The organism is Synechocystis sp. FACHB-383 (genome assembly GCF_014698605.1).
GTDB lineage: Bacteria > Cyanobacteriota > Cyanobacteriia > Cyanobacteriales > Microcystaceae > Synechocystis > Synechocystis salina.
On record NZ_JACJTJ010000050.1, the window covers coordinates 83,225 to 103,242 of the forward strand.

The 20,018-nt window shown below is 47.9% G+C and carries 20 protein-coding genes and 1 riboswitch; of the genes, 10 read left to right on the plus strand and 10 right to left on the minus strand.

Annotated elements, in window-relative coordinates; genetic code table 11:
* Positions 1 to 15: 15 nt before the first annotated feature.
* Positions 16 to 159, minus strand: a riboswitch (cobalamin riboswitch).
* Between the two features lie 41 nt (positions 160 to 200).
* A complete protein-coding gene (locus H6G45_RS19895) occupies positions 201 to 323 on the minus strand; it encodes a hypothetical protein (RefSeq protein ID WP_277922731.1) in 123 nt (40 codons plus the stop codon).
* A gap of 14 nt (positions 324 to 337) precedes the next feature.
* Between H6G45_RS19895 and H6G45_RS15805 the strand changes: the two genes are divergently transcribed.
* From H6G45_RS15805 to H6G45_RS15820, 4 genes are all read left to right on the plus strand, one after another.
* On the plus strand, positions 338 to 1,624 hold the full coding sequence (locus H6G45_RS15805; RefSeq protein WP_242018201.1) for a pitrilysin family protein: 1,287 nt from the start codon (positions 338 to 340) through the stop codon (positions 1,622 to 1,624).
* Between the two features lie 12 nt (positions 1,625 to 1,636).
* Positions 1,637 to 2,944 (plus strand): pitrilysin family protein, encoded by a 1,308-nt coding sequence (locus tag H6G45_RS15810; protein ID WP_190599355.1) that lies wholly within the window; start codon positions 1,637 to 1,639, stop codon positions 2,942 to 2,944.
* 184 nt (positions 2,945 to 3,128) lie between these two features.
* On the plus strand, positions 3,129 to 4,490 hold the full coding sequence (murD, locus tag H6G45_RS15815) for a UDP-N-acetylmuramoyl-L-alanine--D-glutamate ligase (protein WP_190599356.1): 1,362 nt from the start codon (positions 3,129 to 3,131) through the stop codon (positions 4,488 to 4,490).
* A 138-nt stretch (positions 4,491 to 4,628) separates the two neighbouring features.
* On the plus strand, positions 4,629 to 5,258 hold the full coding sequence (locus H6G45_RS15820; RefSeq protein ID WP_190599357.1) for a 7-carboxy-7-deazaguanine synthase QueE: 630 nt from the start codon (positions 4,629 to 4,631) through the stop codon (positions 5,256 to 5,258).
* Positions 5,259 to 5,265: 7 nt separating this feature from the next.
* Here H6G45_RS15820 and H6G45_RS15825 read toward each other — a convergent pair whose 3' ends face one another.
* Positions 5,266 to 5,538: a hypothetical protein gene (locus H6G45_RS15825; protein ID WP_190599358.1), complete on the minus strand. Its 273-nt coding sequence runs from the start codon at positions 5,536 to 5,538 to the stop codon at positions 5,266 to 5,268.
* Between the two features lie 107 nt (positions 5,539 to 5,645).
* Between H6G45_RS15825 and H6G45_RS15830 the strand changes: the two genes are divergently transcribed.
* The 5 genes from H6G45_RS15830 (at position 5,646) to H6G45_RS19640 (ending at position 8,711) form a co-directional block, all read left to right on the plus strand.
* Positions 5,646 to 6,602, plus strand: a complete 957-nt coding sequence (locus H6G45_RS15830; protein ID WP_190599359.1) for an RNA polymerase sigma factor, RpoD/SigA family — start codon at positions 5,646 to 5,648, stop codon at positions 6,600 to 6,602.
* Between the two features lie 158 nt (positions 6,603 to 6,760).
* Positions 6,761 to 7,348 (plus strand): DUF1997 domain-containing protein, encoded by a 588-nt coding sequence (locus H6G45_RS15835; protein ID WP_190599360.1) that lies wholly within the window; start codon positions 6,761 to 6,763, stop codon positions 7,346 to 7,348.
* 53 nt (positions 7,349 to 7,401) lie between these two features.
* Positions 7,402 to 8,115: a DNA/RNA nuclease SfsA gene (gene sfsA / locus H6G45_RS15840; protein WP_190599361.1), complete on the plus strand. Its 714-nt coding sequence runs from the start codon at positions 7,402 to 7,404 to the stop codon at positions 8,113 to 8,115.
* A gap of 207 nt (positions 8,116 to 8,322) precedes the next feature.
* Entirely contained in the window at positions 8,323 to 8,520 is a 198-nt protein-coding gene (locus H6G45_RS19635) for a hypothetical protein (protein WP_242018202.1), read from the plus strand.
* A gap of 26 nt (positions 8,521 to 8,546) precedes the next feature.
* The gene (locus H6G45_RS19640) at positions 8,547 to 8,711 is read left to right on the plus strand and encodes a hypothetical protein (RefSeq protein ID WP_242018203.1); all 165 of its coding nucleotides are present in this window, start codon (positions 8,547 to 8,549) and stop codon (positions 8,709 to 8,711) included.
* Between the two features lie 271 nt (positions 8,712 to 8,982).
* Here H6G45_RS19640 and pta read toward each other — a convergent pair whose 3' ends face one another.
* From pta to hemC, 4 genes are all read right to left on the minus strand, one after another.
* Positions 8,983 to 11,076 (minus strand): phosphate acetyltransferase, encoded by a 2,094-nt coding sequence (gene pta / locus H6G45_RS15850; RefSeq protein WP_190599362.1) that lies wholly within the window; start codon positions 11,074 to 11,076, stop codon positions 8,983 to 8,985.
* Between the two features lie 805 nt (positions 11,077 to 11,881).
* Positions 11,882 to 12,631 (minus strand): DUF3887 domain-containing protein, encoded by a 750-nt coding sequence (locus tag H6G45_RS15855; RefSeq protein WP_190599363.1) that lies wholly within the window; start codon positions 12,629 to 12,631, stop codon positions 11,882 to 11,884.
* Positions 12,632 to 12,779: 148 nt separating this feature from the next.
* On the minus strand, positions 12,780 to 14,672 hold the full coding sequence (locus H6G45_RS15860; RefSeq protein ID WP_190599364.1) for a GNAT family N-acetyltransferase: 1,893 nt from the start codon (positions 14,670 to 14,672) through the stop codon (positions 12,780 to 12,782).
* A 147-nt stretch (positions 14,673 to 14,819) separates the two neighbouring features.
* Entirely contained in the window at positions 14,820 to 15,782 is a 963-nt protein-coding gene (gene hemC / locus H6G45_RS15865) for a hydroxymethylbilane synthase (protein ID WP_190599365.1), read from the minus strand.
* A gap of 138 nt (positions 15,783 to 15,920) precedes the next feature.
* On the opposite strand from hemC, the gene H6G45_RS15870 reads away from it, so the two are divergent.
* Positions 15,921 to 17,081, plus strand: coding sequence for a hypothetical protein (locus tag H6G45_RS15870; RefSeq protein ID WP_347338281.1), 1,161 nt, complete (start codon positions 15,921 to 15,923; stop codon positions 17,079 to 17,081).
* A gap of 125 nt (positions 17,082 to 17,206) precedes the next feature.
* Here the strand turns inward: H6G45_RS15870 and rsfS are convergent, their stop codons facing one another.
* From rsfS to trpS, 4 genes are all read right to left on the minus strand, one after another.
* A complete protein-coding gene (gene rsfS / locus H6G45_RS15875; RefSeq protein ID WP_190599366.1) occupies positions 17,207 to 17,671 on the minus strand; it encodes a ribosome silencing factor in 465 nt (154 codons plus the stop codon).
* A gap of 85 nt (positions 17,672 to 17,756) precedes the next feature.
* On the minus strand, positions 17,757 to 18,335 hold the full coding sequence (gene yqeK / locus H6G45_RS15880) for a bis(5'-nucleosyl)-tetraphosphatase (symmetrical) YqeK (protein ID WP_190599367.1): 579 nt from the start codon (positions 18,333 to 18,335) through the stop codon (positions 17,757 to 17,759).
* A gap of 340 nt (positions 18,336 to 18,675) precedes the next feature.
* Positions 18,676 to 18,843, minus strand: coding sequence for a hypothetical protein (locus tag H6G45_RS15885; RefSeq protein ID WP_190599368.1), 168 nt, complete (start codon positions 18,841 to 18,843; stop codon positions 18,676 to 18,678).
* A gap of 143 nt (positions 18,844 to 18,986) precedes the next feature.
* Complete coding sequence (trpS, locus tag H6G45_RS15890; protein ID WP_190599369.1) at positions 18,987 to 20,009, minus strand: tryptophan--tRNA ligase; 1,023 nt, start codon at positions 20,007 to 20,009, stop codon at positions 18,987 to 18,989.
* Positions 20,010 to 20,018: the final 9 nt, after the last annotated feature.

The following is a 20,018-nucleotide window of genomic DNA, read 5'->3' on the forward strand; positions in this document are numbered from 1 at the left end:
TCGCAGATTTGATTAAGAGAAGGGGTAATGGTTGGCGGGCATCCTGACTTAGGGCAACTAGACCCATCACAGTTGCGGGACAGTATTGGCTTTACACCAGCTTTTCCCCGTTACCTCCACTGGCTGTTACCCACTGGAACCAACTGAACTCAGTTCCCAACCCTAGCACGGATTTTCCTCCCTTTTCGAGGATGATTTGATTAGTTGATATAAACTAAAGAACGAGATTCTACTCCACTAATTAGCGTCCTTGTCACGAAAATTCTACAAATTGGCACGGTTAACCAACGGTTAAGGCGGCGATCGCCTAGGATAGAAGTCATAGACCCCAATGGATATGAGCCTTGTGTCTGTGCAACCATGCCCAACCAAACCAGATTTTCCGGCCAAAATTTTCACCTTTGACCGGGGGTTGACCCTGATTCACCAGGACTTGCCCTCCGTTCCCGTGGCAGTGGTGGATGTGTGGGTGCGGGCCGGGGCGATCGCCGAGCCAGATGCCTGGCCTGGGGTAGCCCATTTATTGGAACACATGATTTTCAAGGGCACCAAAAGGGTACCGCCGGGGGCCTTCGACCAAGTAATTGAATACAACGGGGGCATGGCCAACGCCGCCACTAGCCATGATTATGCCCATTTTTACCTCACCACTGCGGCGGATTATTTGCCCAGAACGTTACCCTACCTAGCGGAAATTCTTTTGCAGGCGGAAGTGCCGGAAGAATGTCTTTTTTACGAGCGGGAAGTGGTGCTAGAGGAAATTCGTGGCAGTGAAGATGACCCCGATTGGTTAGGATTTCAAGCTCTTTGTCAACTGCTCCATCCCCGCCATGCCTATGGCCGCTCCGTGCTGGGGGATGCCACCGCCATACAAAACTACACCGCCAATCAATTGCGTTGCTTCCACCGCACCCATTACCAGCCGGAAAATATGACTGTGGTGATGGTGGGGGATATCCGGGAAACGGCGGCGATCGCCTACATTGAAGATGTTTTTGACCATTTTGGCGTGCGGTCAGAATGTCCCCCCACAACCCCATCAGCAAATCACCCGATCCAGACCGTTAAACGGGAAACTCTCCGCATACCGGAATTGGGTCCTAGTCGTTTAACCATGGGTTGGAATGGCCCAGGCATTGACCGTCTCCAGGACAATATTGGTTTAGATTTATTGGCCATGGTGTTGGCCGGTAGCCACTGCGCCCGGTTAGTGCAACGCCTGCGGGAAGAACTGGGGCTAGTGTTTGATATCCAGAGTTGTTTTTCCCTGCAAAAGGAAGCCAGTTTATTTACCATCAATGCCTATCTGACCTCAACCCAGGCAGCAACGGTGGAAGCAGAAATTTGTGCCGCTATCCAGAATCTACAAACCACCCCCATTAGTGCAGCGGAATTGGCCAGGGCCCAACGGCTACTCTGTAATGAGTTTATTTTTTCCACCGAAACCCCTGCCCAACTAGCCGGCCTTTACGGTTATTACCAAACCCTAGCCACCGCTGAGTTGGCGATCGCCTATCCCCGCATCGTCAGTCAGTATCGCCCCGAGGCCCTACAAAGCCTAGCCCAGCGTTACCTATCCACCGAGGCCTATGCCCTGGTACTCCTAGAAGCGGCCCAATCCTAGTCTTGGCAATTTATGCGCAATCATCAATCTATCCATCGCCTCATTCTTGATAACGGCATCACCCTCATTTGTACAGAAAATCCAGCCGCAGACCTAGTGGCAGGACGGATTTTTCTCAAGCAAGCAGGAGCCTGTTGGGACTCTCCCCAGAAAGTGGGGCTCTCCCATCTCATGGCCACGGTAATTACTAAGGGCACTAAACGGCGATCAGCTTTAGCCATTGCTGAATTTGTGGAATGCTTGGGAGCGCACCTCGGGGCCGATGCGGCCAGCGATTATTGGGCTTTAAGTCTCAAAACTGTCACCGCTGATTTTCCGGTCATCCTCGATTTAGCGGCGGAAATCTTACGTTATCCCACCTTTGACGTGGGGGAAATTGAACTGGAAAAACGCTTAATCGTCCAGGCAATTCAGTCCCAACGGGAACAACCCTTCAACGTGGCTTTTCACCAACTGCGCCAATCCATGTATCCCAACCATCCCTATGGTTACTCCATTTTGGGTAGCGAGGAAGTGGTACCCCATTTTACTGCCCAGGATTTGTGGGAATATCACCAAGCCTATTTTCGCCCCGATAATTTGGTAATTAGCTTGGCGGGACGGTTAACCCTGGCCCAGGCTAAGGATTGGGTAGAAACTAGCTTTGGAGATTGGGCCATTCCGGAGCAATCGATTGTTTGCCCGATTCTAACGCCGTTAAATGTTTCTCCCCAGGAACATCTCACCCCCCAGGCGACCCAGCAATCGGTAGTACTCTTAGGTTATCTAGGGGTGGGCGTTAAACATGAAGACTATGCACCGCTAAAATTGCTCAGCACCTACTTGGGCAATGGTCTCTCTAGCCGCTTGTTTGTGGAACTAAGGGAAAAACGGGGTTTAGCCTACGACGTATCGGCTTTTTACCCCACCCGGTTGGGGTCTTCCCAATTTGTCACCTATATGGGCACTGCCCCAGAAAATACGGCGATCGCCATTGCCGGTCTACGGGCGGAAACCGAGCGATTATGCGCCCAGGCGTTGGAGGAAGAGGAAATTACGGCGGCGAAAAATAAACTGTTGGGCCAGTATGCCCTGGGTAAACAAACCAATGGAGAAATTGCCCATCTATTTGGTTGGTATGAAACCTTGGGCTTGGGTTTGGGTTTTGACAGCGAATTTCAAGAACAGGTTAAAGCCGTGACAGCGCCCGATGCCCAACGGGTGGCCCAAAACTATTTGGCGGAACCCTACCTTTCCGTGGTGGGGCCAGAGGAAGGTTTAGCGAGATATTTCGACTGGGCTTCAGAAGAAGAAAGCCAAACCTCGGCTGCCCTGGTATAAAGCTCAACCAAGGTTGAAAAAAATCTAAAATACCCTGAAATGGCGTAACTTGCCCGATGGAATTGTCGAGGTTGGTTGGCTGGGATCCCCCTCAAAGCTACAATGGTGCGACATCGATGCCAGCGGGATTTCCTTTGGACCCGCCACCTCCATTCGTTAGTTTTCCACAGTAAAGTCAAATCATATGCCCCAGGCTTGTGTAATTGGGTTAGGACGTTCCGGTATTGCCGCGGCTCGAGTTTTGCATCGGGATGGCTGGGAGGTAACGGTATTCGACCAGGCGGATAATGAGCAACTGCGGGCCATGGGACAACCCCTAATCCAGGAGGGCATCAGCCTTAACCTAGGCGATCGCCTGGAGCCAACGACAACGACTTGGCCCGAACGCATGGTGGTTAGCCCTGGGGTGCCCTGGGACATTCCCCTGTTGGTGGCCGCCCGGGCAAAAGGGGTGGAAGTGATAGGGGAATTGGAACTAGCTTGGCAATATCTCCACGCTGTACCCTGGCTAGGGATCACTGGCACCAATGGTAAAACCACGACCACATCCTTGGTCCATGCCATTTTCCAAAAAGCAGGTTTGAAGGCCCCCGCCTGCGGCAACATTGGCCATGCGGCCTGCGAATTGGTGCTACAAAACCAAAACTACGATTGGATTGTGGCCGAAATTAGCAGTTACCAAATTGAATCTTCCCCCACCCTAGCGCCCCAAATTGGCCTTTGGACCACCTTTACCCCCGATCACCTCAACCGCCACAAAACCTTAGAAAATTATTTCGACATCAAAGCCAGTTTGCTTTCCCGCTCCACCATTCAGGTGCTCAACGGCGACGATCCCCACCTCTATGGCCATGGCCCCGGTTTATACCCCCAAGCCCATTGGACTAGTACCCAGGGAGCTAATCATCTGGCCGGTCTTTGTGACCCCAAACAGGGGGTTTACCTGCAGGACAATTGGGTCAATGCCTTTGGGGAATTGATTGCCCCAATTAATTTATTCAAAATGCCTGGGCAACATAACCAACAAAATTTGCTAATGGCGATCGCCGCCGCCCGTTTAGCCGGCATAGACAAAAAAGCGATCACAGAAACCCTGTTAACTTTCACCGGAGTGGCCCACCGCTTAGAACCTATTTGCACCGTCAATGGAGTGCAATTTATCAATGACAGTAAGGCCACTAACTATGATGCGGCGGAAGTGGGACTATCTTCCATGAAAGGCCCCACCATTCTGATCGCCGGGGGAGAAGCCAAGGAAGGGGACGACCAGGCCTGGTTAGCCCAAATTCAAAAAAAAGCAGTGGCAGTGCTGTTAATTGGGGATGCGGCCCCCAGCTTTGCGGCTCGACTAAAGGCAGTGGACTATGGAAATTACGAAATAGTGGAAACCATGGCTAATGCCGTTCAGCGGGGATTGGAGTTGGCCAGTAAAAACAATGCCAGTGCGGTGCTGCTCTCGCCGGCCTGTGCCAGTTTTGACCAATATAATAGCTTTGAAGAACGGGGAGAAGATTTCCGTGCCTGTTGTTTAGGTTTGGTTTCGTAACTGTCGGCTAATTGTCGGCGGACCCAATCTTTTTCCTCAATCTCTTCACCCAAACTGGGGCAAACGCTGGGTTGAGGTAAAGAAAATCCTCCACCATGGGGCCTTGGGGAAATTTGGTGAAACGCTGGTGTTTAAGCAATGTCAACTATGGGCCCTATTTCTGAACCGTCAACTGTGACCTATCCCATTGCGGAAACTTTCCATTCCCTCCAGGGGGAGGGGGCTTGGGCTGGGGCCAATGCCTTCTTTATTCGCCTCGGGGGTTGTGATGTTCATTGCCCCTGGTGTGATCAAAAGGAAACCTGGCCGACCCAACACCATCCCCGACAAACGGTAACAGAATTGGTGCAACAAGCAGTTACAGCTAAACCCAGCTTTGTAGTAATTACGGGGGGAGAACCCCTCATGCACAACCTCCACCCCCTATGCCAAGCCCTGAAAAACCAAGGTTTACGTCTCCACCTGGAAACTTCTGGCGCTTACCCACTGACGGGGCAATTTGACTGGATTACCCTCTCCCCCAAACCCTATAAACTGCCCCAAGCAGAAATTTACTCCCTGGCCAACGAATTAAAAGTGATTATTAGCCAGGAAGAAGATTTTAGCTGGGCGGCAATGGCTGCAACCAAGGTCAAGGCAGATATTCCCCTCTATCTCCAGGCCGAATGGGGCACTGAAGCGGCTAATGAAAGAATTTTTGCCTATATTCTCTCCCACCCCCAATGGCGCTTGAGTCTCCAAACCCATAAATATTTGGGTGTGCGCTAGTCTGCGGTCAGTTTTGCGGTGCTATTTTCAGGAATTGTAAAGTTTTCTCATAATTAAGCTTAAAAAGCTCTAACCCTAGGTAAATCAAGCTTTCTGGGGTAAATTTTCCTGTTTTTCTTACCTCCCAGACCTTGGCGATCGCCTTTGTAGGAGTAGATGCTTCACAAAAAACTTTACAAAACTTAAAGAATTGTTTAATATTATTAGTGGATTGATCCCAGTCATTCCCCCATAAATCTTCAGTTTCCAGTTGGCCCAAACGCCCCCATCGGACAGGCATTATCCGTCATTTACCTCGCCCAGTCCGTCTCGAATATTACTAACGTGGCGTTCCCTGGGTTTATTGGTCTACCACTGCGATTCTCCCACTGAAATCCTTAATCCAAGATGACTGCCAGAACCAGCCCCGATTCCGTCCGTGCCTATCTCAGAGAAATTGGTCGTGTGCCCCTGCTCACCCATGAAGAAGAGATTGTTTACGCTAAGCAAATTCAACAGGTTGTTAGCCTCAACGAAATCAAGAAGTCTTTGGCCGAAGGCAAGGATGGCGAGCCCGTTTCCCCCAGCGAGTGGGCCAAGGCTGCCGATTTGTCCATTCGAGAATTAGAGAAAACGATCAAAGAAGGGGAACGGGCCAAGCGCAAAATGGTGGAGGCCAATCTCCGACTGGTGGTGTCCGTCGCCAAAAAATACCTCAAGCGCAATCTGGATTTGCTCGACCTCATCCAAGAGGGCACCATTGGTATGCAACGGGGGGTAGAGAAGTTTGACCCCACCAAGGGCTACCGATTTTCCACCTATGCCTATTGGTGGATCCGCCAGGCCATCACCAGGGCGATCGCCGAAAAGAGCCGCACTATCCGTTTACCGATCCACATTACGGAAAAGTTAAACAAAATTAAAAAAGCCCAACGGCAACTTTCCCAGGAAAAAGGCCGGGCCGCTTCCATTGCTGAATTAGCAGAACATTTGGAGTTAACTCCCAAGCAAGTGCGGGAATATTTGGAGCGCTCCCGCCATCCCCTCTCCTTGGATCTACGGGTGGGGGACAACCAGGATACGGAGTTGGGGGATCTGTTGGAAGATGACGGTCCTTTACCGGAGGATTTTGCCACCTATGCCTCCCTGCAGTTGGACCTGGATAGCCTGATGGCGGAATTAACGCCCCAACAACGGGAAGTTTTAATCCTCCGCTTTGGTCTCAACGATGGCCAGCCCCTCACCCTAGCAAGCATTGGCTCCATGCTGAGCATTAGTCGGGAACGGGTGCGGCAGATTGAACGAGAAGCCTTGAATAAATTGCGCAAACGCAAGTCCATGATCCAAGAATATTTAGCTAGCTAAAGAAAAGCTAACTTTCATTACATTAACTCTGTTTTCGCTGAGGTTGATGCCCTAAAAACCTTATAATCCCTACCAGCGTTTTAAGAAATGTAAAGAATTTTAACAATTATCCTTGCCACCAAACCTCACCCTTGGAATAAAAGTAATAACAATAAACTATGCGAGTCACCTTTTCCGCCACTGAGCAGTTGCAGCTTCGGCAATCTGACCCTTTGCCCAGTTTGCAACACTATCTGCGCCAACCCCAACGCTTGGTCCAGGCGATCGCCGACCCGAAATTGATGGAAGTGCTACCAGGCGATCGGTTTAGATTGAAAATGCGACCGCTCAACTTTTTAGATATTTATCATTTTCAACCCACAGTGGTACTGAAAGTCTGGGCCAACGCCACCGGCACTGTATTTTTAGAATCGGAAAGCTGTGAAATCCGGGGCATTGACTACATCAACCATCGCTTTAGTTTGCAATTAAAGGGTCGTTTAGCTCCCTATTGCCAGGATGGCCATACTCTGCTCCAGGGCAAAGCGGATTTACAGGTGGGGGTAGATTTACCCCAGGCTCTTTGGTTGACCCCAAAACCTTTGCTAGAAATGACGGCCAATGGTCTGTTGCGGGGAGTTTTAGCTCGCATCAAGCAACGACTCCAAGGACAACTGTTGGCAGACTATCAACAGTGGTTGGCCCAGCAAAATGATCACCTAGTAACCCCGGCTTCTTCTGCTACCGAAGCTTTGGAACCAATTTAATTGGAAAACCATTTAAAGACGACCCCCTAACTGGGCCTAGTGAAACAAAATTAATGGACTTTTTTTATTCCTATCCGCCCCTAATTCCTGGCATTTTGGTAAAACGTTACAAGCGTTTTTTAGCCGATGTGCAGTTAGATAATGGTAAGATAGTTACAGCCCATTGCCCTAACACTGGCCCCATGACAGGGGTGTGCCAAATTGGAGCGCAAGTTTATCTCTCTAAAAGTGATAATACCCAGCGTAAATTAGCCTATACCTGGGAAATGATTGAGATTGATGGTACCTGGGTCGGGGTAAATACTAGCTTGCCTAATCGGGTAATCAAGCAGGCTTTAGCTGAGAAAATTTTTCCTAATTTAACGAGTAGCTACGATGCGTTTAAGCCCGAAGTTCCCTATGGTAAAGATAAAAAAAGTCGCATTGACTTTTTGCTTACTAAGCCAGAACAAAAATCTATTTATGTAGAAGTAAAAAATACCACCTTGGCCCAGGGAAAATTGGCTTTATTTCCTGATACGGAAACCACCAGGGGTCAAAAACATCTCCAGGAGTTGATAGATATTCTCCCCACATCCCGGGCGGTGATGCTTTACTTCATCAATCGGGGTGATTGTACTCATTTCTCCCCTGGAGACGCCTACGATCGCCGTTATGGAGAACTATTCCGTCAGGCGATCGCCGCTGGGGTAGAGGTGATGTCCTGTCGATTTATGGTTAGTCCAGAAGGAGTTAAATTCCTTGGGATGGCAGAGTTGATAGTTTGACAATTTGTTCAGAGAGTTAAAATAGACTATATTCCTAGCTTTAGTCCCTCCCACTACCATGGCCACCACCGCGGATAATGTTTGGCAAATATTAGCTGAGCTTGCCGCCGTTTTCAAGAAACTGATTGCCGCTTCCAAAAAACAGAGCGTTACATCAAACGAATTAGCAGGGATGTTGGTAAACTCAGTGACCGGTTGGGGGAATTTGTGGAATGGCAAGTTAGACCCGCTGTGGTGCGTCTGTTTCAAGACCGAGGCATTGACGTCCATGAGTTTCATCCTGGCGTATCAGTGCAACGGGAAGATGGGGAATTGGAAATTGAACTGTTAGTAGTCAATGAAACCCAAGCCATTTTAATTGAAGTAAAGAGTAATTTAACGGAAAAAGATGTGGACGACACATAGAACTGTTGAGTAAATTCAAACAGTTTATGCCCCGCTACCGTGATGTCAAAGCTTTGGGCGCAGTGGCCGCCATGGTGTTAAGCCAAGAGGTGGTTAACCATGCCTATGGCAAGGGCCTGTTTGTGCTAGCTCCGTCGGGGGAGACATTGGTGATTTTAAATGATGCCAATTTTCAGCCCAACTATTGGTGATTTGGGGAGAAATATTGATTTTAAAATCCCCCTCCCGTTTCCTTAAATTTGGTGATAAACAAGGGAAAAAACTTGGCATTGACAGAGCTTTAGTGAAAAAAATTAAGAGTATAGCTACTTGAAATAAAATTAAGACAGTAGGGATTTTTTCCAGGCTTGTGTTAGAAGTACCTTAGTTGTTTATATTGCCCTATTCTTAGTTGAGTTAGCTATATGATTATTAGTTTTTAAATACGCTTTAAGGGGATATTTTAACTAGTCACAAGTAAAATTATTTGACTTGCAGAGCCGTAATTACCACCGTATTAATAATATCTTCTACCAAACACCCCCGACTTAGATCATTAACTGGTTTATTTAATCCCTGCAAAATGGGGCCAATGGCGATCGCCTTTGTTTCCCTTTGCACTGCTTTATAAGTATTGTTACCGGTATTTAAATCGGGAAAAATAAATACCGTTGCTTTACCGGCCACTGCCGACCCCGGCATTTTCTGAGCCGCCACTGTGGCATCCACCGCTGCATCATACTGAATTGGCCCTTCCAAGGCTAAATCTGGCTCCCTTTCTTTGGCGATCGCCGTAGCTTGACGGACTTTTTCCACATCTGCTCCCTGTCCAGACGAGCCGGAAGAATAGGACAATAGGGCTACCCTGGGGTCAATGCCAAAATTCTTGGCCGTGGCGGCAGAAGTAAGGGCAATTTCTGCTAACTGTGCCGCATTGGGGTCGGGGTTAACGGCACAATCTCCATAAACTAAAACTCGATCTTCCAAACACATAAAAAAGACTGAAGATACCAGAGAAAAACCTGGCTGGGTTTTAATAATTTGCAAAGCAGGGCGCACCGTATGTTGGGTGGTATTGACGGAGCCAGAAACCATGCCATCTGCTTCTCCCAAATGCACCATCATGGTGCCGAAATAGGAAATATCGGTGAGGGTGTCCCGGGCCATGGCAAGGGTTACGCCCTTATGTTTACGTAGCTGATAATAGGTTTCGGCGTAACGTTCCCGATCAGGGCTAGTTTTGGGGTCAATGAGACGAACTTTACTCAAATCCAGGTCAATGTGATTAATTTTTACTGTCTGCTCGATCGCCTCAATGTTTCCGAGTAAGGTCAAACGGACGATGCCATGGTTAATTAAACTAGCGGCGGCTTTGAGAATACGAATTTCTTCCCCTTCCGGTAGGACAATGTGCCGTTGGGTGGCGGTGGCAGCTTGAACTAGATTGTAGAGAAATAGTTTGGGAGTAATGCCCTTGCTGCGGATCGTTTTGAGGTAATTGAGTAATTTTTCTCCATCAATTTGCCGTTGAAATAGGGCGATGCTGTGGCGAATTTTATGGTTATCCGTGGGGCTTAGGGCGGGGTGGAGAGCTTCTAAACGGGCAGAGGTTTCGTGGGTGTGGGTGCTGGTTAGCAATAGGGGAGGGGCATCGGGTAACCCCTCAATTAGTTTCATAATGGCCGGTTCGGGATGGTAGTCCGCAGTGAGCAAAATACCGGCAATGCTGGGATAGTTGAGGGAGCGATGGGCCTGCATCACCCCCAGAATAATGTCACCCCGATCGCCAGGGGTGATAATTAAAGTATTTTTTTCGTGCAACCAATGGAGGGCATGGGAAATGTGCATAGCTACCACCAAATGCTGATAAACCAAGTTATCGAGCAAATCCGCACCGCTCAGCACTTGAGCATTTAAACCGGTGACAATTTCCCTCAGACGTAGGCTTTTCAGCATGCTGTCCTGGGGAATAGTGCCCAATACCATCGGAAGATCGCCATAATGCTGTTCCAGTTGGGCTTGAATTTCTGTAGCTAATTCCGGCTGGACTCGGTTAATAATTACTCCCACTACCTGACAAGACTCTTCTTCATAGGAATTCAGGGCCATATCAATGGGCTGCAAACTATCTGCAATGGTGTTACCCATGGCATTACCCAATAGCAAAATGGGACAGTTCAACATCTTGGCGATCGTGGTGTTGAGATCAAACTCAAAGGCCGACTCCTCCCCCAAATAATCTGAGCCTTCACAGAGGATAAAATCCACCCGATCCGCCAAATGACGATATTTAGCCAAAATTCGGTCTAATACCTGATCAATGGCTCCATCTGAGGCCAAACTCACCGCTTCGTGGAAATACAAACCAAAGGAATCAGTGTAGGTTTGTTGAAGACGAAAATTTTCCAGCACCAGAATAATATTGTTATCATGTTTGCCATTAACTGGGTCTTGGATAATGGGACGAAAATAGGCAATACGGGTAGTTTTTTTGAGAATTAAGTCTAAAATACCCAATACCACCAGGGATTTACCACTGCGGGCTTCGGTGGTGCTCAAATAAAGGGAACTAGTCATAATTTAAATAGCCTCAACATAGCTAGCAATGGTTTTGTCCAGGAAAATCAACTAAAACTTTTTCCCCGGAGATCTTGACCTGCAATTAAGTATTAACCACTACCAATTAACCCTTGTCATTGCCCCATCTACCTAAGTAATAACTCTTTTTTTCAGGAAATAAATTATAATTCAGTAAAGTTTTATAAAGTAATTCTAATAAATCTAAGGGTGCATTTTCAAAGTTCAGAGCAATAAATTTTACATACTCAATCCAGGCATTCAAGAACTGATTTCTAAAGAAAACTTAAAATCTCTCAATCCCTTGTCTGACAAGCCTTTAGTCTATTTAAAAAATTGGTTATGTCAAAATCTAACGTCTTTGTTACAGAGGTTACGTTTCTGGTTAGCACAGTAAAGTTCTTACATAATAATCGTAACGACTGTTATGTGTGTATCAAGTTGATTCGGAATTTGCTGTATGGGCTATGGAGTGAGACCAGCAGACTGATAAAATTAACCCTAAAGCCCCAGTGTAAAAAGTCACACTTCTCGAAAAATTTTCCCTGTTATCAAGTGGGACCTGAGCTTACTTAGAAAGTTTTAGTTTGTCCCCTAAAACTCTGACAATAAGACAATATTCGTATCTATTTTTCTCCAAAGCTTAGAGAATTAGATAAAATTTTCAAATACATTCTTGAGGAAAATTAACCAATATTTTTAATTTAATAAACTGGGTACGGAGCTGACAACGGTCTCCCCTAGGCTGCCCATCACTGCATTGAATAGGTCTCCTAGGGGGAAGCTTCATCTACACCTTGGTAAATTAATCGGTAACAAAATCTATGTTGATAATGGCAGTTTGATTATCAAATAAAATAAAGTAATCGTTGGTACTCTGCTCAAATTCGAGGGTAACAATGGCCAAGTCTGGCTCGCTTAATGTTACCCCTGGGCGGACAACAATATCTTTAATACCCATAAATTTACCATATTGATTTAACTCAATTTGCCATTCTTCTTCAAGTTTAGCTGGAAAAATTTCTGTTTTAAACAGGGGACTAAAATACCTACGAGCTAGGCCGTATTCCCCCGTAGCTAAGTTATTAATAAAAGATGTAACGATGGCATCAATGCTCTGTTTGCTTGGAACACCAAAACCAATTAATTGCTGTTCTTTATTATAAATAAACTGAATATTTTCACTGATGTTAGCAAATCTAGCATTGAGGATGACAATGTCAGCATTGACAACATCGATTACTTTGGCTGTGACAACTTCTTCAAAAGCACCATCCTTGGCGATGATTTCATTTTCCCAGATGGCCTTGATCTGTTCGGGTGTAATGTAATCCTTACTTTCTGGCACCAGATAATCCAGGGCGGCGGCGTACTGGCCTGCGTTAATTAAGCTTAAAATCTGCTCGGATGTAGCAATAAGTTCCTGCCGTTGCTCCGCCGTGATGATTTGTCTCTCCTGACTATAACTAGGGGGAGCAAAGATGACCATGGGGGTTGTAATCAAACCCAACACAGTCAATATATTTATACTTTTGAGAGAAAGATTAAAGAACATCGATTTCTGTTCACTCCTAAATGACTTTGCCATTGAGTTTAGCCCAATTTATGGTGGACTTCAGGATTAATCAGGTCAAAAGGTTGGCTAGCAGTGAGACGATGAGCACGAAGTCAACCACAAGAAGTTGCAATGACGAGCAAATTTCCTAATTGAAAAACATTTTTAATTCATAAACCCCGTCACTCATACATCGTTCTAGGCGAAAATTCATTTTCTCGAATAGGCGCAACATGGCCCGATTTTCCAGCAAAACATCGGCGGTAAAACCGAGTAGACCTTGTTTTTTGGCCAATTGGGTCAAATAATTCAACAATAAAGTACCAATGCCCTGTTGGTGGTAGTCATCCCGCACAACAAAGGCCACTTCCGCTGTGTGGCTATCTTCGTTAAGGGCATACTGACCAACCCCGACAATGACCTCTTGATGTTGTTGCTTGACGATCGCCAGGATAATTATTTCTTCGTTGTAGTTAATCACAGAAAACTGTTGTAGTCTTTGGTGGGGCATATCAGTGCGCACAGACATAAAACGTCGCACCAAACTTTCGTCGGAAAGGGCATAAAAGAAATCTTTTAAGTTAGGTTCATCGTTAAATTTCACTGGTCTAAGCCATAATTCCAGCCCGGTGCGGGTGGTGCGATAGGTTTCCAGATGTTCAGGATATTCCCCCTGTTGCCCGGTAATAAAAGCCTGGTCAGCATAAATTAAATGATGCTTTTTCGCCTGCTCAATTAACCAAGGGCGAAATTTGGGATGGGCGATCGCCGTTAACTGCATGGCCCGTTCCCGAATGTTTTTACCGTGGAGATAGGCAATGCCATACTCCGTAACCACGTAATGAATGTCCCCCCGATTGAGGGTAATGCCCACACCTTCCCGAAGAAAAGGCACAATGCGGGAAATGGTTTCATTTTCGGCGGTGGATTCCAGAGCTAAAATGGTACGCCCCCCTTTGGCCATCACCGCTCCCCGCATGAAATCGGCCTGGCCACCGATGCCACTGTAAAAATTACTGCCCAGGGATTCGGCGGTGGACTGTCCTGTCAAATCAATTTCTAGGGCACTATTGATGGCCACCATATTGTCGTGGTGGGCAATGGTAATGGGATGATTGGTGTAATCAACAGTGCGAAATTCCACCGCAGGATTATCGTTCAAATAGTCGTAGGTATCCCGACTGCCCATGCAAAAAGTTGCCACCACTTTACCCCGATTTCTTGTTTTTTGACTATTATTAACCGCTCCACTTTTAAGCAGTTGTACGAGCCCATCGGAAATTAATTCCGTATGCACCCCCAAATTTTTCTTGTTGCTTAAATAACTCAACACTGCGTCGGGAATACTGCCATAACCCACTTGAATCGTATCCCCATCCTGAATCAAACTGGCGACATATTTGCCAATGCGGCCGGCGAGAATATTGTCCCGCTCCATTTGGTATTCCAACAGCGGTTCATCATGGGCAATGATATAGTCCAATTTTTCCAGGGCAATGAACCCATCCCCGTGGATTCTGGGCACTTGGCTATTCATTTGGGCAATGACCAAAGACGCTTGCTCCACTGCCGCTTTGACAATATCCACACTCACCCCCAAATTAACGTAGCCATGGTCATCGGGATAGGAAGTTTGAATTAGGGCCACATCGATGGGCACAAATCCCTGCTCAAATAATCCCGGTACTTGGGAAAGAAAAATGGGGGTATAGTCTGCTAGGCCTTCATTAACGGCGCTACGGGTGTGGTGGCCAATGAAGAAGGAATTATGGCGGAAGTTTTTGGCAAATTTGCTATCGGTATAGGGCGCTAAACCGAGGGTCCAGACCTGGAGCACTTCCGCATCAAATAGGGATTTGGGATGGGCTTGCACATAGTTAACCAACTCCTGCACCAAGTATTGAGGTTCCCCGCAGGCGGTGCTGATAAACAGGCGATCGCCGCGATGAAGATGACTAAAAATTTCAGCGGTGGGGACAAACTTTTGGGGATATTGGCTTTGTAATTGGGCTAATCGTTCTTGACGATCAGAATTAACCATGGTGCTTGACCGGGAGGAGTAAAGACGAGCATCTCGTCACCGAAGCTGTTGTCGTTAATAAAGGTCAGGGCATCATTCGCCCATCAGCAACGGGCAACGTTGTACCTCCAAGTTTACAGTCTCACTCTCCAGCCAGAGTTAGAGCGCCTATCCTCGTCCCACTTCGGCCAAAATTTCCGCTAGGATTTCCCCGGCGCCCTGCTCCCGTAACTTGAGGGCAAGATCCTGTCCCAATTTTTCCGCTTCGTTCCGGGGGGCACTGAGGTTATCCTTGATCAGCCTTTTGCCATCTAAACTGGCCACCATCCCCGTCAGGGTCAGATTATCCCCATCTAAATGGGTGTTAACCCCAATGGGCACTTGGCAACCCCCTTCCAATTGACGTAAAAAGGCCCGTTCGGCTAGACAACGATCTCGACTATCTTCGTCTTCCAAAACCTTTAGGAGGCTGAGAATTTCCCCGTCGCCGTCCCGACACTCAATGCCCAAGGCCCCTTGACCTACCGCATGGAGAGAAATTTCCGGGGGAATGAGTTGATCAATACGATTGGCCATGTCTAACCGTTCCAAACCAGCGGCGGCCAAAATAATGGCATCGTACTCATTGCTATCTAACTTAGCCAAACGAGTATTAACGTTGCCCCGCACATCCTTGAAAGTTAAATGGGGAAAGTGGTAGCGCAGTTGGGCCAGACGGCGGAGGGAAGAAGTTCCAATCACAGCCCCTTCCGGCAGGGAAGCCAGGTCTTTGCCTTGGTGTTTGGCGTTTAAAACCAACGCATCGGCAGGGTTGACCCGTTTAGTAACGCAACCGAGCATCAAGCCCGCTGGTAAATTGGTGGGCAAATCCTTGAGGGAGTGAACGGCGAGATCGGTTCTTCTTCCCAACATCCCGTCTTCAAGTTCTTGGGTAAATAGTCCCTTATCCCCAATTTTTGCTAGCGCCACATCGAGGATTTTATCCCCCTGGGTTTCCATGGTTTCGACATCGAATTGGCGATCGGGGAAGTGCTTTTGCAATTCTTCCTGCACCCAATAGGTTTGCACAAGGGCTAGCTGGCTTTTCCGTGAGCCTATCCGAACTGTGGGAGCAGAAGTCGAAACAGTCATGAAACTTAAAAAATATTGTTAAAAATAGACTCGATCTAGCATAGCATCAGAGGCTATCGGCCTTGGTTTTCCTTCTGTAAAGCTAGGAGGAAACTCACTCACTCTGGCTGTTGCTGTTACTATTCCAACCCGATCGCCGTGGAAAAGATTGCTCAAAACATTGGTCGTAAATACATTTATCAAGCGATGTTGGTGGCCTTAGGGCTGGCGATCGCCGTGGCGAGCTATTTTTATTGGGCTAAATTTGACGGCCAGATTACAGGCTTTTTCCGCATTGGGTCGGTGTTGCCCCTGTCCCCGTTGTTGAATCCGGCGGCAACATTAATTTATCAAGGGGAATTGGGTTACGACGGCCAACAATTTTTAACCATTGCCCTGGATCCGGGCTTGCATAATCCAGACTCTATTGCCGCTTTGGATCACCCCAGCTATCGTTACCGCCGCATTCTTTATCCTCTACTGGGCTATGTTCTCGGTTTGGGCAATCCAGTGTTAATTCCCTGGGCTTTGGTATTCATTAACATTGTGGCGATCGCCGTTTGTACAGGGTTAACTGCGTTTTACTTTCAAGATCAAAAACAGAAAACCATGGGAGCCTTGGCGGTGCTGGCAATTCCGGGGATGTGGATGGTGTTATTTCTCTCCACCGCGGACTTACTGGCCAGTGTTTTTAGTTTGGGGGCAGTGGTCTGCCAAGCAATATTTCCCCTCCATCAAAATAAAAAGTGGTGGTTGGTGCCCTTCCTCCTTGCTTTGGGATTATTAACGAGGGAAACGACCCTAATTATCTGGCTGGCCATTGCTTTAACCCTGGGGCAAAATCGTCAATGGCGATCAATGGGGGTCTTACTACTCAGTTTGCTTCCCTTAACTCTCTGGTTGGGCTATATCCATGGGCGGCAGTTACCAGGGGGCAGTGGTACCGGCAATTTTGGCTGGCCATTGGTGGGCATCGGGGAAAAATTTCAGAACCTAATCCAAACGGGGCTGACCGCTAACAATCTGTACGAAGCCTTCCTTTGGTTTTTATTACTGTTTACCCTGGCCCTGTTAGTTTGGCTCACTCTACCCCAACGTCGGGGCAATATCACCCTGACCTATGGCGGCTGGCTCTATGGCGGGCTGTTACTGGTGGCCAGCTTTTACATTTTGAATTATTACCTCAACTACAGTCGGGTTTTTCTGGACGTATTTCTGCTAACCATCCTGGCCATGGCCTCCACGTCACGGTTAATCCGTTGGCTTTACACGGCGATCGCCGGCCTGGGCAGTGTCACTTTTTTATTGCTGAAATCGTGACTAGGAATGGTTATACAGAACCCGTTGGCGGAGTACCTCTGCACTTTTTTAGTAACCCAATGCCGGGGGAATTTTATCTAGTTTGCCGCCAAACTTAGGGTTTCAGGGAGTTGTCAAAATACTCTTCAAGCAGAAGTAGGGGGATTGTAGGCAATGCCGATCGCCGTGGCAATATCGGCTAAAGTTTGCTCCTGGGCATGGCCCCAAAAGGCCTCTAGTTTATAAAATTCCCGTTCCTCTGGCATAAAGGTATGGACGAGAACGTCGCCAAAATCCTGTAACACCCAAATGCTTTCACTGTTGCCTTCCGTGTGGGTAGGCAGTTGACCGTGGACTAGTTCCACCTGCTTTTCAATATTGTCGGCGATCGCCCGGACCTGGGTGCGGGAAAATCCGGTGGAGATGACAAAATAATCCGCCAGATAGGACACATCCGTAACCTTAAGAATGACCAAATCCCCGGCTTTGCGTTCTTCGGCGGCTTGGGCAATGGTCCACACCAAATGCTCGGTGGCGGGGGCATCGGCGGGAACGGTGGGATTAACGGTCAAAGTGGGGGGGGATGCATCGAAGCGGGAAATTTCAGTCATGTAGGATTTTGTCAACTCCAAAAGAACGATGGACGGGTAAAGGAATATTTTTCTAGTGTAGCCAGAACCACTGGCAATGTTGTGCTTACTTTGCCATTTGTAAAGCCCAATTGCGGGTCAAAATCACCTGGGGATGGATAACTTTGTGATGTTTGATCAAATAGGTCAGGGTTTGCTCACAGGTAAGGCGCACTGCTTGATAAAGATTGTGCTGGGCCACTTGACGGAGTTTTTCTAGCTCCAAGCTATTGCCCCTAGTGGGCTCCAGGGCATCAGCCACAAAAATCAGGCAAGCCAAAGGGTCCATGGGCACCGCCCCCAAAGTATGACAACGAATCGCAGTCAAAACATCTGGGTCATCAACACCAAATTCCTCGGCGGCAATGACCGCACTGACATCGGCATGGATGAGATGGGGACTAGCTCGCAAAATTGGATCGAGGGGTAACCGATGCTCCTCGGCGATCGCCAACAATTTGGCCGGCGGGAAAAACTTAGCTAAATCGTGCAGTAGTCCCGCTTGTCCAGCTTTGATTGGGTCAACTCCATGGAGGGGAGCCCATTGCACCGCAGTTTTTTCAACCCCCAAAATGTGGTCTAACCGTTGGGGGGAAACGTTGCACCTTAGCCATTGAATTACCCCCTGTCGGTCTAACTCAGCCATGGCCAAAAAATAAATGTTCGCCGAAATCGAAAGTAATGGTTGAGGACGAAAACTTTGTCTTAGGGAAAACAAGTCGCTCCGCAATCAGGCTTGATCTTAATTCTTGGGATACATACCCCGCAGCTTGCTGCGACTACAAATGAAAACGATGTCCGAAGGGCATTGTAAAGCAAGCGTAACTGAACCACGAAGTGTGTGAAGTGAAGCGCAGTGATACCCCGTTGCTTGCAGCGGGGAAGTTCATTCGCCCGATCTACAGACAACAAACGGCGGGCCGAAACCCACCGATCGCCGTTTTTTATGCAGAGTTTTAGCCACCATTAGGGGCGCTAAAAATAGGTTAAACGTCGCTGGCGGCACCGTTATTGCTGGAGCCATTGGAGTCACTTTGTTGCCTTTGACCACCGGAATAGCGGCGGTTTTGGGTGCGACTGGCGGAGCGAAACTGACGGGCATAAGCACGATTACGTTCAGCTTTTTCCTTCTTTAAATTACGACGTTTTGCCATTGTTTGTTCCTCGTGAAATATAGTTTACAGACCACTTCTGAGTCCGGTTGCGGTCGTCGTGCTACGGGAAGTTTGCACAGGAAATGTTAGGCCGTGGAGGCGCATCCCAAACTTCATCCTAACACGGCTCCTGTTTTCCCAAATTATTGGGGGTGGTGGGGATCTGGTAAAAATCCTAGGGCTTCCCGCACCCTAGTCAAGGTTTGGTGGGCCGTGTGACTGGCTTTGGCGTTACCAGCTTGGATGATGCGGTCCAATTCCCCCCGATCAGCCAAAATTTCCGCATATTTTGCTTGAATTGGTTCGAGGGCGGCGATCGCCGTTTCGGTCAGTAGGGGCTTGAATTGACCCCAACCCATCTCGGCACATTCCTTCGCCACCGCTTTCTTAGTTTGGTTACTCAACAGAGTGTACAAAGTCAGTAAGTTGTGACATTCCGGACGCTCCGGATCGTCGAACCATAAACCCCGTTGGGGATCGGTTTTACATTTTTTAATTTTCTTTTGGATCACCTCCGGTGGGTCTAACAGGTTAATGCGACTCAGTTCCGACTCATCGGATTTAGACATTTTTTTGTTGCCATCGGCCAAGCTCATCACCCTAGCTCCCTCTTTGCGAATTAAGGGTTCCGGTAACTTCAACACCGGCGTATCTTCCCGGCCAAACTTGTCGTTAATGCGAATCACAATGTCTCGAGTCAGTTCCAAATGTTGCTTTTGGTCTTCCCCCACTGGCACCTTATCAGCGTCATAGAGCAAAATATCCGCCGCCATTAGTACGGGATAGTCCAGTAGCCCCACGCTAACGTTTTCCCCCTGTTTAACGGCCTTTTCTTTAAACTGAATCATGCGTTCTAGCCAATTGAGGGGGGTGACGCAGTTGAGCAACCAGGCCAATTCACTGTGGGCCGACACATGGGACTGGACAAAAATAGTCGAATACTGCAAATCAATGCCACAGGCGAGGTACAACGCCGCAATGGTGAGGGTATCCTGGGCTAAGGTTTGAGGGTTATGGGGCACCGTGATGGCATGGAGGTCCACCACACAAAAAAAGTTATCGTAATGTTGCTGTTGTTCGACCCAGCTACGGATAGCTCCCAGATAGTTGCCTAGGTGCAGATTCCCCGTGGGCTGAACTCCGGAAAGGATACGTGGCTTGTCCATGGTGGTGGT